This is a genomic window from Mycobacterium canetti CIPT 140010059, from assembly GCF_000253375.1.
GTDB lineage: Bacteria > Actinomycetota > Actinomycetes > Mycobacteriales > Mycobacteriaceae > Mycobacterium > Mycobacterium tuberculosis.
This window is the reverse complement of sequence record NC_015848.1, coordinates 1355821-1371238: the sequence shown is the minus strand read 5'-3', so window position 1 is coordinate 1371238 and position 15418 is coordinate 1355821. Positions and strand designations below refer to the sequence as shown.

Sequence of the window (15418 nt, the reverse complement as noted above, 5' to 3'; positions counted from 1 at the left end):
AGTGCCTGGTCACCGTCGAGCGTCCGGTACGGGTATCGAGACTGCGCCCGGAATCCGCTAGCCCTGCGGTCGCCTTCCGAGCGAAACCTCCTCAGGGTATTCGGCGTAGTACGGCACATATCCTTCGTCCGGGCCGGCCAGTACGTACAGCGGATCCTCGATGTCGGCGCCATAGGCCTGGTTGCGCAACTCCACCTTGCGACTCTTGAACGTCGTGGTGTGCGCCAGCGACCCCACTACCCGAACAAAGAGCGGAAGTGCATAGCCGGGCAAGTGACCGTAAACCGTTCGGGCCAGCGCCTGGCCGTCGAATTCGGCGCCAGCGCGCAGTGTGATCGCGGCCATTCCGGCGCGCCCGCCGGTGCGCGGAATCTGGACGCCGTAGACCGTGCACTCCTCGACGGTCTGGTCGGAGGCCAGTGCCGCTTCGACCTGAGTGGTGGCGACATTCTCGCCCTTCCAGCGGAAGGTGTCGCCCAGCCGATCGACGAAGGCGGCATGGCCCATGCCCTGCGGGCTCATCACGTCACCGGTGTTGAACCAACAGTCGCCATCTCGAAAAGCGTTGCGCACCAACTTCTTTTCGCTGGCAACCGGGTCGGTGTAGCCGTCGAACGGCTGCAGCCGGTTGACCCGGCTAAGCAACAGGCCGGGTTCACCGTCGGGTACCCGGCGCACTCGCCCGCTCGCATCCCGCAGCGGATCGCCGGTGTCCAGGTCGTATTCCACAAAGGCAAGCGGCATCGGCGATACCCCGGCGGTCCTGGGCACGTTGAAGATGTTGATAAAGGCCGAGTTGCCTTCGCTGGCGGCGTAGAACTCGCACACCCGCGCGACCCCGAAGCGGGTGGTGAACTCATCCCAGATCTCCGGCCGCAGCCCGTTACCGCAGATCACCCGCACCTGGTGGGCACGGTCGGTCGGCTTGGCCGGCTGGTTGAGCAGATAACGGCAGATTTCGCCGATGTAGACGAACGCCGTCGCCCGGTTGGCAATCACCTCATCCCAGAACCGCGACGCCGAAAACGACTTACCCAGCGCCAGGGTCGCCCCAGAATTGATCACCGACGACACCGCGACCGTTAACGCGTTGTTGTGGTACAGCGGCAGGCAGCTGTAGAGCGTGTCGGAACCCTTCAGCCGCAGCCCCATCCCTCCGAAGACGGCCAGCGCCCGCAGCCACCGATGATGCGTCATGACACTGGCCTTGGGAAATCCGGTGGTGCCCGAGGTGAAGATGTAGAACGCGGTGTCTTTGGCTTGCACCGCCGACGCCGACGCCGGGTTGGTGGCGGGCGCCGTTGTGGCGAATCGCTCCACGTCCTCGACGGTCAGCACGTCGCCCGCTACCCGGCCGCGCGAGGCGCCGCATTCGGCGACGGCGCTGACCAAGTCGGACTCTGCGATCAGTACCTTCGCGTCCAGCAGACCCAGGCTGTGCGCCAACACCTCGCCGCGCTGGTGGTAGTTGAGCATGCCGGCGATAGCGCCGCACTTGACCGTGGCCAGCATCGCCAAGACTGTGCTGGGTGAGTTACGCAACATGATGCCAACGACGTCGCCGGGGCCGACGCCGCGGGCGGCCAACACCGCGGCGTACCGGTTGGCGGTGGCGTTAGCGTCGCGGTAGGTCAGCTGCTGATCGCCGAATTTCAGGAAGACTCGGTCACCGTAGCGAGCGGCCCGGTCCTGGAACACCGTGCCGATCGACGCCTTGGAATTCGGCCGGGCCAGCAGCCCGGTCATTGCCCCACGCACAATCACCGGCGTGTCCGCCAACACTCGCGGCATCCGAGTTGCCAGGTCGATCAGCCTGACCGTTGTGTGTGCGCCGCCGTAGTAATCGGACACGTAAGCCCTCGATTCGTTTGCGAAATGTCGAATTGGTTGTCGACCAACCTCAGGAAGGTGCGCAGGCCCGCAGAGCGTCCTTGACGTTATCGACTACCACCAGCCGTTCCATCGCCGTGGGTGAGACGTAACCGGTGTCGAGCAATCCGTTCAGCCATGCCCGCAGTCCATCGAAATGCCCCCAGGGATCTACCATCACAATGGGTTTGTCATGGGTACCGAGATACCCGTCGGTCCATGCGTCAAACAGCTCGTCTAGGGTGCCGACACCGCCCGGCAACACGATGAACGCATCTGAGCGATCTTCCATAATCTGCTTGCGCTCCCACATGGTGTCGGTGACGATTAGCTCGTCGGCGTCGTGATCAGCCAGTTCGCGGTACACCAGCATCTTGGGAATCACGCCGACGGTCCAGCCGCCGCAGGCTCGCGCCGCCGAGGCGACAGCCCCCATCGCCGAAACATGGCCACCTCCCCACACCAGCGTCCAGCCACGTCCGGCGATTGCCGCGCCGACTTCGGCGGCCAGCTCTAGCAACTCCGCGTGCGTTGGCGAGGCCGCGCAATACACGGCCACAGTCCAATCACCGGTAATGTCGATTTTCGCCGACATACACCAGAACGTAGACCACCGATGTGAACCGCGTACATTTTTGGCCTATCCCCCGCTCGAATGTCGTTGGGCGCAACCGCCATAAAATCCGGCGATGCGCGTCTGGAAACACGTGGAGGCGGCCGTCGACAGTCCGGATCGGTGCGGGGTGGTGCTGGTCGGGCCACACGGCGTCGGCAAGACGCTGCTGGCGCAACTGGCTGCCGAGCAGGTCATGTCCGAGGACGGCAGGAGCGGCCGGGCTCGCTGGGTGGTGGGAACCGCTCCAGGGCGGGCCATCCCGTTCGGCGCTTTCCGCCATTTGATCAGCCTGCCCGCCTCCGGAGCCGACATTGGGCGGCCCGCGGCGCTGCTGCGGGCGGCGCGTAGTTCCCTGACCGGTGATGCTGGCGATCTGCTGCTGGTGGTCGACGACGCGCACAACCTGGATCCGCTGTCGGCCACCTTGGTGTACCAGCTGGCGCGGGCCGGGGCGGCGCGGCTGGTGCTCACCGTCGCCTCGGAGGCCGAGCCACCGGACGCTATAGCTGCGCTCTGGTCCGATGACCTGCTCACCCGGGTCGCCATCGAGCCGCTCGACAGGGCCCAAACCGCGGCGTTCGTGGAGTCGGCGCTGGACGCGACACTGGACGTCGCCGACGCCGACGAGCTCTTTCGGCGCAGCCTTGGCAACCCGTTGTATCTGCGCCACCTCATCGACGGCGGTGGTCTCGAACACGTGGACGGCCGGTGGCGCTGTCGAGACGAGGATCGTCGGCCGCTGTCCGGCGTGATCGACGAGTACCTGTGCGCCCTGCCGGAACCGGCCCGCGCCGTTGTCGACTACCTCGCCATCGCCGAACCGTTGGCGCGCACCGACCTGGTGGCCCTGGTCGGTGGCGAGCAGTTGGACACGCTCGGCCAAGCCGAAGCCGCCGGCGCGGTGCGGGTGGGTCCCGACAGCGATACCAGCGAGATTTTTGTCGGCCATCCGCTGTACGCCGACCGCGCACGCGCCGTATTGACGGCCGAGCACGCGCATGCATTGCGCGTGTCGCTGGTCGCGCAGCTGGCCAAGCACCCATCCGACCATGTCAGCGATCAGTTACGGCTGTCCTCACTGGCCATCGACGTCCCCGCCAGTGCTACCCCGGCCGCGGTCACGGATGCGGCGACCGCAGCCGGGCAGGCCCTGCGGCTCGGCGACGTCCGGCTTGCCGAACGGTTGGCGCGGGCAGCGCTGGATAGGTCGGACGCCCTGGCGGCACGCCTGCCCTTGGCTTACGCACTCGGTTGGCAGGGTCGCGGTCGCGAAGCTGACGCGGTGCTGGCGGCGGTGAATCCCGCCGAATTGACCGAGACCGAGCTGATGGCCTGGGCGATACCCCGGGCGGCGAATCGGTTCTGGATGCTCAACGAGCCCGAGCGCGCCACGGCGTTTCTGCAGACGACCCGCAGCCGAGTGACCGAGCCCACGGCCCGCAGCACCCTGGATGCGCTGGCGGCCACGTTTGCGATGAACTCCGGAAACTTGCCGCGGGCCATCACGCTGGCCACCGAGGTGCTGTCCGGACCGGCTGCCGACGACATGGCCGTGGCCTGGGCCGCCAGCGCTGCCGCGTTATCATCGGCACGAATGGGCCGGTTCGGCGACGTTGACCGGCTGGCCGAACGGGCGTCGGCCGCCGAACATCCGGGGCTGCTGCGGTTCACCGTGGGCCTGGCTCAGATCACGTCGCTGCTGCTGGCAGGCGACGTCGCGCCGGCTCAGGAGCTGGCCAAGCGGTTCACCGACTTCGCCGAGCTGCAGCAACCTGGCCGGTCCATCGGTGAAGTGTTGTTGGCGTACGTACTGATCACCAAAGGCGAATTCGGCGCCGCGGCATCGATGCTGGAGCCGGCCGCCGCCACACTGGAACGAACCGGCTACTCGTGGGGTCCGCTGTCGCTGATGTTGTTGGCAACGGCCATCGCGCAGCAAGGCCATATCGCCGAGTCTGCAAAAACACTGCAGCGCGCTGAAGCTCGGCACGGAACGAAGTCCGCGTTGTTCGCACCCGAGCTCGGGCTGGCCAGGGCCTGGACCAGGGCGGCGGCCCAGGACATGACAGGGGCCATCGCGGCGGCCCAGGAGGCCGCCCGGACGGCTGAGCGGGCCGGGCAGGCGGCGGTGGCCCTATGCGCCTGGCATAACGCGGTTCGGTTGGGCGACATCCGTGCGGTGGACCCGGTGACTCGCCTCGCCGCCGAAATCGACTGCACCGTAGGAAATATCCTCGTCAAGCACGCCCGTGGCCTGGCCGACGGAGATGCTGCCGAGCTGACCGCGGTGGCTGAGGAGCTGGCCGGGATCGGGATGGCAGCCGCGGCAGCCGACGCGACCAAGGCGGCAGCACGCTTGGGGCCACAGCAGCGCTAGCCACCCAGGTATCGGCGCAGCAAGTCCACGGCCGCGGTGATGTTGCCGACGGGCACCCGTTCGTCGCGGCAGTGCGCCAGGTTGGGATCACCCGGGCCGTAATTGACCGCCGGTATGCCCAAAGCGGCAAAGCGCGACACATCAGTCCAGCCATACTTGGCCCGGACCTGCCCGCCGGCGGCCTCGACCAGCGCCTTGGCCGCGGGCTCGGACAGGCCAGGCAGCGCACCGGCCGCGGCGTCCGTCTGCTCGATCTGCACGTCGAGCCCGTCGAACACGTCATGGACATGTTGCAATGCCGCGGCCACCGACCGGTCGGGGGCAAAGCGGTAGTTGATCGTGACCGAGGCCGCGTCGGGGATCACGTTGCCGGCGACGCCGCCTGCTACGCGCACCGCCGAGAGGCCCTCCCGATAGGTGCAACCGTCGATGTCGACGCTGCGTGCCCGGTAGACGGCCAACCGGTCCAGCACAGCACCCAACTTGTGGATTGCGTTGTCACCCAACCACGAACGCGCTGAATGCGCGCGAGTTCCGGTCACGCTGAGGACGACACGCAACGTGCCCTGGCAACCAGCCTCGATGCAGCCGGCGGTGGGCTCACCCAAGATGGCTACATCCGCGGATAGCCAGTCCGGCAGCTCGCGCTGGATGCGGCCTAAACCGTTTGCCGCCGAATCGATTTCCTCGCAGTCGTAGAACACCAGTGTTAGATCGTGCGTCGGTTCGGCCAGTGTAGCGGCCAGATGAAGGAAGACCGCGTCGCCGGATTTCATGTCGGCTGCGCCGCAGCCGTGCAGCTGGTCGTTCTCGCGGCGGCTAGGCAGGTTGCCGGCCACTGGCACGGTGTCCAGGTGTCCGGCCAACAGCACCCGCGAGGACCGGTTCAGCTTTGTACGCGCCAGCACCGCGTTGCCGTTGCGGATGATCTCGAACCCCGATGCCTGAGCGCGCAACGCCGCTTCCACCTCGTCGGCGATGCGTGCCTCATTCCTCGACTCGCTGGGGATGTCAATCAGCGCCGCGGTCAATTCGATCGGGTCCCCGCGCAAATCCAGCACGGCGCTAGCTTAGTTGGCCGAGCAGACACAAATGTCCCCGATTCTGGTCGAAATAGGGTGCTTTTGTGTCTGTTCGGCGGCACAAGTAGCGTGTCGACCGTGACTGGAGCAGCAGGCGTCGGCCTGGCTACCCTCGCCGCTGACGGATCGGTCCTCGACACCTGGTTTCCCGCGCCGGAACTGACCGAATCGGGCACCGGCGCGACGTCACGACTGGCGGTGTCCGACGTTCCCGCCGAGCTGGCCGCGCTGATCGGCCGCGATGACGACCGCCGCACCGAGACCATCGCGGTCCGTACGGTCATCGGCTCGCTCGACGATGTCGCCGCCGACCCATACGATGCTTACCTGCGGCTTCACCTCTTGTCGCACCGCCTGGTGGCGCCCCATGGGCTGAACGCCGGCGGCTTGTTTGGGGTGCTGACCAATGTGGTGTGGACCAATCACGGACCCTGCGCCATCGACGGTTTCGAGGCGGTGCGGGCGCGGCTGCGCCGCCGCGGACCGGTGACCGTGTATGGCGTCGACAAGTTTCCCCGGATGGTCGACTACGTCGTGCCCACCGGCGTACGTATCGCCGATGCCGACCGGGTGCGGTTGGGCGCTCACCTGGCGCCGGGCACCACCGTGATGCATGAGGGCTTCGTCAACTACAACGCCGGCACCCTGGGCGCCTCGATGGTGGAGGGCCGCATCTCGGCGGGTGTGGTGGTGGGCGACGGCTCCGATGTCGGCGGCGGAGCGTCGATCATGGGCACGCTGTCTGGCGGTGGAACACAAGTCATTTCCATCGGCAAGCGCTGTCTTCTTGGTGCCAACTCCGGTCTGGGCATCTCACTGGGCGACGACTGCGTGGTGGAGGCCGGGCTGTACGTGACCGCCGGCACGAGGGTCACCATGCCCGACGGCAATTCGGTCAAGGCGCGTGAGCTCTCCGGGAGCAGCAATCTGCTGTTTCGCCGCAATTCCGTCAGCGGGGCGGTCGAAGTGCTGGCCCGCGACGGTCAGGGCATTGCCCTCAACGAGGACCTACACGCCAACTAGCGGCTGACGAGGGCCGATCCGGCGGTTTCGGGCAACCGATAGGTGCATGCCAGGCTGATCAACGCGAGGATGGCCAGCATGACACCGATCGCCCAGCTGCCATAGGTTGCCACCAGCGCGCCGGCAATCACCGGCGGTAGCGCGCCGCCGGCAACCCCAGCGAGATTCGCCGCGAGCGCGCTGCCCGTGTATCGGTAGCTAGTAGCAAACAGTTCTGGGATGAACGATGCCGTGGGTCCGAAACCGAATCCGCCGATGGCATACATGCCGACGACAGCCACCGCGAACAAACTGGGGCTGCCGGAGTCGATCAGCGGCATGACCAACAGCGACCAGGGTAGAGCCACCGCCCACCCGGCCAATAGGACGCGGCGGCGCCCGAGTTGGTCGCAAAGAGCGGAAGAAAGCGCGGTGAACACGATGCACAGCAGTCCACCCAGCACACTGTCGAACAGGATGCTGCCGCGCGAATACCCCAGTCGGGTTTGAGCGTAGCTGGCCAAGTAAGTGCTGGCCAGGTAGACGAAGCCGAAGCAGCAAACGGCGCTGCCGGCGGCCAGGACTATCTCTCGCCGCTGCCGCCGCAGTACTTGGGCAATCGGCGTTTCGGTTGAGCCCGAACGGGTTTTTTCGTCTGCCTTTTCCCGGGCGAACACCGGGGTGTCGTCGATGTTGAACCGCACGTACAGGGCGACGGCGATCAGCGCCGCACTGAGCAGAAACGGTATGCGCCACCCCCACTGCATGAACGCGGGGCTGCTTTCGCCAATGGTGTAGTTCACGCCCAGAAATGTCAGGCTGGTTAGTACCAGCGCGATGCCGCCACCCACAACGGTGAACATCCCGTACCAGCCACGTTTGGTGGCGGGCGCGTGCTCGGCGCTCAGCAGCGCCGAACCGGCCCACTCGCCGCCGACCGCGAACCCTTGCAGCAGCCGCATGGTGGTCAGGATCAGTGGGGCCGCGGCGCCGATGGCCGCTGTAGTTGGAACCAGCCCGACGGTCACGGTTGCCAGGCCCATGATCAACAGTGTGGCGACCAGGGTCTTCTTGCGGCCGAGGCGGTCTCCAAAGGATCCAAAGACGGCCGCGCCGAACGGCCGGGATAGGAACGCCACGGCAAATGTTCCCATCGAGGCGACGGCGGCCACCGTGGGATCCAGGTGTGGGAAGAACACGGTGGGAAACACCAGCGCCGCAGCAGTGCCGTAGATAAGGAAGTCGTAGAATTCGATCGCCGAGCCGACAAGACACGCCAGCGCAACCCGCTTCATCGGCGTGGCAGGTGTTGGGCTGATTTTGGTCAACCCAGCACCTGCCACGACGGGCTACGGATGTACACGGCGACGACGGTATGGGAAGATGTCCGGTCTTGCTCCGGTCATGTCCGGTGAATGTGCTGCCAACATCCTGGGGACCGTCCAGCGAGTTTCACCACACCTTAGGGCACCTTCTGGCACTGCTCGGTGCTGTGGATTGGTGTCAAGTTACGTCCAGGGGTGTGGTGTACGGGCAGGTAAGGCCGGTGGGCGTGTCGTAGCCCAGTAGTGGGCGGTCATCGCGTGATCCTTCGAAACGACCAGCAAAAGTCAATCGAAGGAAATGACGCAATGACCTCTTCTCATCTTATCGACACCGAGCAGCTTCTGGCTGACCAACTCGCACAGGCGAGCCCGGATCTGCTGCGCGGGCTGCTCTCGACGTTCATCGCCGCCTTGATGGGGGCTGAAGCCGACGCCCTGTGCGGGGCGGGCTACCGCGAACGCAGCGATGAGCGGTCCAATCAGCGCAACGGCTACCGCCACCGTGATTTCGACACCCGTGCCGCAACCATCGACGTCGCGATCCCCAAGCTGCGCCAGGGCAGCTATTTCCCGGACTGGCTGCTGCAGCGCCGCAAGCGAGCTGAACGCGCACTGACCAGCGTGGTGGCGACCTGCTACCTGCTGGGAGTATCCACTCGCCGGATGGAGCGCCTGGTCGAAACACTTGGTGTGACAAAGCTTTCCAAGTCGCAAGTGTCGATCATGGCCAAAGAGCTCGACGAAGCCGTAGAGGCGTTTCGGACCCGCCCGCTCGATGCCGGCCCGTATACCTTCCTCGCCGCCGACGCCCTGGTGCTCAAGGTGCGCGAGGCAGGCCGCGTCGTCGGAGTGCACACCTTGATCGCCACCGGCGTCAACGCCGAGGGCTACCGAGAGATCCTGGGCATCCAGGTCACCTCCGCCGAGGACGGGGCCGGCTGGCTGGCGTTCTTCCGCGACCTGGTCGCCCGCGGCCTGTCCGGGGTCGCGCTGGTCACCAGCGACGCCCACGCCGGCCTGGTGGCCGCGATCGGCGCCACCCTGCCCGCAGCGGCCTGGCAGCGCTGCAGAACCCACTACGCAGCCAATCTGATGGCAGCCACCCCGAAGCCCTCCTGGCCGTGGGTGCGCACCCTGCTGCACTCCATCTACGACCAGCCCGACGCCGAATCAGTTGTTGCCCAATATGATCGGGTACTCGACGCTCTGACCGACAAACTCCCCGCGGTGGCCGAGCACCTCGACACCGCCCGCACCGACCTGCTGGCGTTCACCGCCTTCCCCAAGCAGATCTGGCGCCAAATCTGGTCCAACAACCCCCAGGAACGCCTCAACCGAGAGGTACGACGCCGAACCGACGTCGTGGGCATCTTCCCCGACCGCGCCTCGATCATCCGCCTCGTCGGAGCCGTCCTCGCCGAACAACACGACGAATGGATCGAAGGACGGCGCTACCTGGGCCTCGAGGTCCTCACCCGAGCCCGAGCAGCACTGACCAGCACCGAAGAACCCGCCAAGCAGCAAACCACCAACACCCCAGCACTGACCACCTAGACTGCCACCCGAAGGATCACGCGAGGAACCTTCACTCGTACACCACGTCCCTGGCCTTGGCCTGGTGTCAGGCCCAGCTGGAGCCGACGGCGCTGTCGGTTTGCGCCATGTTGTTGCCGGCAGCCTGCACCTTCTGCCCGTGGGCGTTGGCCTGCTCGTAGATCACCTGGAAGTTACGGCCCAACTGGGTAATGAACTCCTGGCAAGCCACCGAACCGGCACCGCCCCAAAAGTCACCCGCGGCCAACACATCAGAAACGATGGCCTGATGCTCGGCCTCCAGCGACCCGGCCCGAGCGCGAATCATGGCGCCATGAGCGTCGACATCACCGAACTGATAGTTAATCGTCATCGAACCTGTTCTCCTTCGCTTGTAAAAGTATTGTGCTGCAGCGGCTGACGTTAGCTGCTGAGGATCTGCTGGGAGGCCTGCTCTTGCTGCTCGTAGTTGTTGGCGTCGCGAACCAGCCCGTCACGCACCCCGTGCAGCATGTTCACGATGTTGCGAAACGCCTGATTCATCTGGGTCATGGTGTCTAGCGAGGTCGCCTCGGCCTGACCGCTCCAGCCCGCACCGGAAATGTTTTGCGCGGACGCCCACATCCGGCGAGCCTCGTCCTCCACCGTCTGGGCGTGCACCTCAAAACGGCCCGCCATGTCCCGCATCGCGTGCGGATCCGTCATAAAACGTGTTGCCATGTTGCCTGTCTCCTTGTTGAACCTGGACCTAATACCTGTAACTTGTCATGCACATTGACTGTTGTCATAGCCGGCCGCGGGAACACCCAGACCGCCGATCACTGGTTAAATAACGACAGTCTGCGCCCCCTCTCTTAGCCGGCCGCCGGAGAATGCGGCATCACATAGGGTCGCGGCGGGACACGCAGCACACCACTGAGCCCACCACCGGCCCTGGCGCCCATCTGCCCCACCGGCAGCCCGCCCAGCATCTGCCCGGGCCCTCTTTCCGCGGCGCTGGTCAGGCTGGTCAGCGGCAGCGCCCGCGCCGCCGGGGTGACTGCCTGGTTGGCCGCGGCCCAGGCCTGCGGCACCGACAACGAACCGACCGAGGCCGCCCGACCCAAGTTGGCGGCCACCCCACCGCCCAGACCCGAAGAACCCAGCGAGCTGCCCAGCGAGCTCATCGCCCGGACCCCGTTTTGCGCCGCGGTTTGCACGGCCTGGGCGGCCGCCGCCGGAGCAAAGCCCTTCAACATCGAGCTCAAGGTGTTGGTCATCGACACACCCGAGTTGGTCATCGACATGTGGTTGTTGGCCATCGACACCATGTTGCTGATCGGCGACAGATGCGGCGAGACCGTCTTCCACAGGCCACCCAGCTTGGAAGAAGGCGTGGTGCCCTGCGTGGGCTGGGCCAGCTGTTGCAGCGCCTGGGGCACATTGTTCATCAACTGGTTCGCCGCGGCGGTGTCGGAGGCCTCCTCGACCGCGGCGGCCTGCTCGAGGAGCCCACCCGCGCTGGTCATCTCCGGCGCCTCCTCGAACGGCAGCAACGTCGCCGTCGCCGTCGCCGTCGCCGCGGCGTAGCCAAACATCGCGGCGGCGTCTTGGGCCCACATCTCGCCGTATTCGGCCTCGTTGACCGCGATCGCCGGGGTGTTTTGCCCCAAGAGGTTGGTCGCGATCAGAATCATCAGTTCGGTACGGTTCTCGGCGATCACCGGCGGGGGCACCGTCAGCCCATGCGCCGTCTCGTAGGCCGCCGCAGCAACCCGGACCTGGGCGGCGGTCAGCTGGGCCTGCCCCGCGGTGACGCTCATCCACGCCACATACGGCGAGGCCGCCGCCGCCATCAGACCCGCCGACGAACCTATCCACGATCCCGTCGTCAGACCCCAGACCACCGACTGAAACGCCGACGCGGCCGAAAACAGGTCACTCGCCACGCTGTCCCACATCTGAGCCGCGGCCACCAGCGAGGCCGAACCCGGGCCGGCGTACATCCTCGCGGAGTTGATCTCCGGTGGTAACGCCCCGAAATCCACCATTACGTGTCCCTATTTCTCGTGGTTTCTCGTGCCGACTGTTCCTGGCTTAGCTGGCCGCCGCCGCATTGGCGACTTCAGTGGCCGCATACGAGCTGGCGCTGCTGGCAAGCGTGGCCACGAACTGGTCATGAATCGCAGCAGCCCGAGCGCTCACGGACTGATACATCGCCGCATGTGCGGCGAAGTGCGCCGCAGTCAGCGCCGACACCTCATCGGCAGCGGGGGGCACCACCCCAGTCGTCGGGGCCGCCGCAGCGGCATTGCTAGCCACAGTGGTAGCACCGATGCTCTGCAGGGTGTCAGCCGCCGCCGCCAACATCTCTGGGTATGCCATCACGAAAGACACGTGCACTCCATCCTCAAACGGCCCGAGCACTCGCACGGGTACGATCAGGAGCGGTTAGCAGTCAAGCGAACTGGTCGCCTACGTCCTTGGCCCCGATTCGTCGGTGACGAACTGCCGCCAATGATGGCGAGCCCGCAAGGACCGCAACAGGTCAAAAAATTTCAATCAGCATGAGCCAAAGTGCAATCTGCACCTACCGCCGCCGCCGAAGGGTAAATCTTCCCAATCAGCGCCCACTTGATGTGCAAAATGCACCCGCCGCACAGTTCACCATGTGGTTCGACGCGACAACGACGACTAGCTGGGTTACTATGCCCGGTCGGTGGCGGATTTCGCAAATTGCGGTGTGTCGCAAGTTGTTCAACACGGTCGACTCATCCAGCAGACCCACACCGTGATTTCGCGCACACACCGGCCGTGCAGTGTGAATCCGGCACAATAGTGCCAACATAGTGTGCAAACTGCACCCGCTGGCCCTAAGATCGGCGCGTGGCATGGCAACAACCTTCGCCGCGAATTCGTGAGCTGATCCGCGAGGGAGCACGCATCGCCCTCAATCCCAGCCCGGAGTGGATCGAGGAACTGGACCGTGCCACGATTGCGGCCAATCCGGCGATCGCCAACGATCCGGTGCTTGCGAAGGTTGTCCAGACGGCCAATCGCGCCAACCTGGTGTACTGGGCTGCGGCCAACCTGCGTGACCCTGGTGCTCGGGTGCCCGCCAATCTCGGCACCGAGCCACTGCGGATGGCCCGAGACCTGGTGCGCCGGGGGCTGGACACAGTAGCGTTCAACATCTATCGAACCGGTGAGCACATCGGGTGGCGGTTCTGGATGGGGATTGCGTTCGAACTCACTTCCGACCCCCAAGAGCTGCGCGAGCTGCTAGACGTGTCGGCCCGCTCCGTCAACGACTTCATCGAGGCCACGCTGACCGGTATCGCCGCGCAAGTGCAGTCGGAACACGACGAACTGACCCGCAGCACCCATGCCGAACGCCTCGAGGTCGTCGGGCTGATTCTGGATGGCGCCCCTATCAGCCCCGAACGGGCCGAAGCGAAATTGGGCTACCCGCTGAATCGTGCCCATACCGCTGCCATCATCTGGAGCGACGAGCTCGACGGTGACCACAGCTACCTCGACCGGGCGGCTGATCTGTTCTGCCACGCCGTGGGATCGACACGACCGCTGACGGTGGTCGCCGGGGCGGCGAGCCGCTGGGCGTGGGTGACCGACGCCGACGGACTCGACATCGACACAGTGCAGGCGGCGGTGGACAACGCACCCGGGGCGCGCATCGCCATCGGGACCACCGCCAACGGGGTGGAGGGGTTCCGGCGCAGCCACCTCGAAGCGCTCATCACCCAGCGCACCTTGTCACGGCTACGGTCGACCCAGCGGGTCGCCTTCTTTGCCGACGTTAAGATGGTCGCATTGATCAGCCAAAATCCAGATGCTGCAAGCGAATTCATCACGAGTACGCTTGGAGACCTCGAGTCTGCCAGCCCAGATCTACAAACGGCCCTGCTGACCTTCATCAACGAGCAGTGCAACGCCTCCCGGGCCGCAAAACGTCTCCACACTCACCGCAATACATTTCTGCGCAGACTCGAGTCCGCTCAGCGGCTGCTACCGCGACCGCTCGACCACACCTCCGTCCATGTGGCCGTCGCCCTGGAAGCCCTACAGTGGCGCGGCAACAAGGCCCATGCGCTAAGCTCACCGGGCCGTCGGAGTAACAGTGTGCCAGCGTAACTGTCCAGCGGTACACGATAATTCGCCGTAGCTCAGCCTTCCGACAGCAACTGCTTCTTGAGCACTTTCCCCAACGCGTTGCGCGGCAGCGCATCTACGATACGCACCTCGCGCGGGCGCTTGTGCACCGAAAGTTGTTGGGCAACAAAGTTGATAAGCCCGTCCGCATCGACATTCGCTGAGCCGACTACGTAGGCAACGATCCTCTGGCCTAGATCATCGTCGGGCACCCCGACGACTGCCGCCTCCGCCACGTCCGGATGCCCGAGCAGCACCGTTTCAATTTCACCGGCGCCGACCCGGTATCCACCCGACTTGATCAAGTCGACCGACTCGCGTCCCACGATGCGGTGCATCCCACTGCCGTCGACCACCGCGACGTCGCCGGTGCGGTACCAGCTGTCGGCGTCGAACGCCGCGGCGGTGGCATCGGGTTGATTCAGGTAGCCGTCGAACAGGGTCGGACCGCGAACCTGAAGCTTTCCAACGGTTTCCCCGTCGTGCGGGACCTCACCGCCATCGTCGTCCACCAGTCGGGTCTGCACACCGGCCAGCGGCAGGCCGACCCAGCCCGGGCGACGCTCACCGTCAGCCCGCGTCGATAGGGTGATCAGCGACTCCGAAGCACCGTAGCGTTCGACGGGCCGGTGCCCGGTGAGCTGCACCAGCTTGTCGAACACCGGCACGGGTAGTGCCGCACTCCCGGACACCAGCAGCCGCGCCGGTTTGAGCGCCCCGGCGGCAGCTTGGTCGGCCGCCACTCGTGACCACACCGTCGGCACCCCAAAAAACAACGTGCCGTGCGCTTCATAACAGGCCTGGGCGTAGCCGGCCGGCGTTGGTTTACCGGTGTGCACGAAGCGATTTCCGAACCGCAGCGACCCGAGCAAGCCCAGCACCAGGCCGTGAACGTGATACAGCGGCAGACCGTGGACCAGCACGTCCTCGGCCGTCCACTGCCAGGCCTCTGCCAATGCATCGAGGTCGGCGGCGATCGCCCGCCGGCTCAGCTGCACGCCTTTGGGCGGCCCGGTGGTGCCGGACGTGTAGACCACCATGGCGATGGCCCCGGGTGAGGGCTCCGGATAACGGTGCCAGGACCGCGCGTGCGTGCGCACCGGGATGTGTGGCAGCCCCGCTGGGTCGTCGGGCAACGGGCCCAGCCATGCCTGGACGCCGGAGTCGGTGAGCATGTGCCGGCGTTCGGTGACGCCCACATCGGCGGGTACCGGCACAACCGGCACGCCGGCGATCAGGCAGCCGGTGATCGCCAGCACCGTCGACGCGGTCGGCGTGGCCAGCACGGCGACCCGGTGCGCACCGGCGACCCGCTCGGCCACCGACGTTGCCGCGCCGACCAGGTCGCTACGGCTCAGCACGTCGCCGTCGATGCGGACCGCGTCCGCGATATCGGCGGCGGAGACGACAGCAGGATTCAGGGAGGCCAGCAGCACGTGAGCGAGGCTACCCCGGCGCCGTGATC

13 protein-coding genes are annotated in these 15418 nt (G+C 65.9%); 4 read left to right on the top strand and 9 right to left on the bottom strand.

Translation table 11 applies throughout. From position 1 onward, the window contains the following. Positions 1-57: 57 nt before the first annotated feature. Entirely contained in the window at positions 58-1851 is a 1794-nt protein-coding gene (gene fadD6, locus MCAN_RS06425; RefSeq protein ID WP_003406240.1) for a long-chain-acyl-CoA synthetase FadD6, read from the bottom strand. A gap of 49 nt (positions 1852-1900) precedes the next feature. Continuing rightward, positions 1901-2464 carry an LOG family protein gene (locus tag MCAN_RS06420; protein WP_003898770.1) on the bottom strand — a complete coding sequence of 188 codons (564 nt, stop codon included), beginning with the start codon at positions 2462-2464 and terminating at the stop codon, positions 1901-1903. Positions 2465-2558: 94 nt separating this feature from the next. On the opposite strand from MCAN_RS06420, the gene MCAN_RS06415 reads away from it, so the two are divergent. Further along, a complete protein-coding gene (locus tag MCAN_RS06415; RefSeq protein ID WP_014000665.1) occupies positions 2559-4862 on the top strand; it encodes an ATP-binding protein in 2304 nt (767 codons plus the stop codon). Here the strand turns inward: MCAN_RS06415 and dapE are convergent. Beyond that, positions 4859-5923 carry a succinyl-diaminopimelate desuccinylase gene (gene dapE, locus MCAN_RS06405; protein ID WP_014000664.1) on the bottom strand — a complete coding sequence of 355 codons (1065 nt, stop codon included), beginning with the start codon at positions 5921-5923 and terminating at the stop codon, positions 4859-4861. The genes MCAN_RS06415 and dapE overlap by 4 nt on opposite strands. Before the next feature lie 90 nt (positions 5924-6013). On the opposite strand from dapE, the gene dapD reads away from it, so the two are divergent. Beyond that, positions 6014-6967 (top strand): 2,3,4,5-tetrahydropyridine-2,6-dicarboxylate N-succinyltransferase, encoded by a 954-nt coding sequence (gene dapD, locus MCAN_RS06400; protein ID WP_014000663.1) that lies wholly within the window; start codon positions 6014-6016, stop codon positions 6965-6967. On the opposite strand, the gene MCAN_RS06395 is transcribed toward dapD, so the two are convergent. Continuing rightward, complete coding sequence (locus tag MCAN_RS06395) at positions 6964-8241, bottom strand: metabolite/H+ symporter (protein WP_014000662.1); 1278 nt, start codon at positions 8239-8241, stop codon at positions 6964-6966. The two genes, dapD and MCAN_RS06395, sit on opposite strands and share 4 nt — an antisense overlap. 336 nt (positions 8242-8577) lie before the next feature. Between MCAN_RS06395 and MCAN_RS06385 the strand changes: the two genes are divergently transcribed. Continuing rightward, complete coding sequence (locus tag MCAN_RS06385) at positions 8578-9825, top strand: IS256-like element IS1081 family transposase (RefSeq protein WP_003904572.1); 1248 nt, start codon at positions 8578-8580, stop codon at positions 9823-9825. Positions 9826-9892: 67 nt separating this feature from the next. Here the strand turns inward: MCAN_RS06385 and MCAN_RS06380 are convergent, their stop codons facing one another. The 4 genes from MCAN_RS06380 to MCAN_RS06365 all read right to left on the bottom strand — a co-directional run bounded on the left by MCAN_RS06380 (position 9893) and on the right by MCAN_RS06365 (position 12180). Further along, complete coding sequence (locus tag MCAN_RS06380; RefSeq protein WP_014000661.1) at positions 9893-10177, bottom strand: WXG100 family type VII secretion target; 285 nt, start codon at positions 10175-10177, stop codon at positions 9893-9895. A gap of 50 nt (positions 10178-10227) precedes the next feature. Beyond that, positions 10228-10524, bottom strand: coding sequence for a type VII secretion system ESX-5 protein EsxJ (esxJ, locus tag MCAN_RS06375; protein WP_014000660.1), 297 nt, complete (start codon positions 10522-10524; stop codon positions 10228-10230). 134 nt (positions 10525-10658) lie between these two features. Then, complete coding sequence (locus MCAN_RS06370) at positions 10659-11834, bottom strand: PPE family protein (protein WP_014000659.1); 1176 nt, start codon at positions 11832-11834, stop codon at positions 10659-10661. 46 nt (positions 11835-11880) lie between these two features. Further along, complete coding sequence (locus tag MCAN_RS06365) at positions 11881-12180, bottom strand: PE family protein (protein WP_003406222.1); 300 nt, start codon at positions 12178-12180, stop codon at positions 11881-11883. A 489-nt stretch (positions 12181-12669) separates the two neighbouring features. Between MCAN_RS06365 and MCAN_RS06360 the strand changes: the two genes are divergently transcribed. Beyond that, entirely contained in the window at positions 12670-13935 is a 1266-nt protein-coding gene (locus tag MCAN_RS06360; RefSeq protein WP_014000658.1) for an Rv1453 family transcriptional regulator, read from the top strand. Between the two features lie 32 nt (positions 13936-13967). Here MCAN_RS06360 and MCAN_RS06355 read toward each other — a convergent pair whose 3' ends face one another. Beyond that, positions 13968-15389 (bottom strand): acyl-CoA synthetase, encoded by a 1422-nt coding sequence (locus MCAN_RS06355; RefSeq protein ID WP_003406218.1) that lies wholly within the window; start codon positions 15387-15389, stop codon positions 13968-13970. Between the last annotated feature and the right edge of the window lie 29 nt (positions 15390-15418).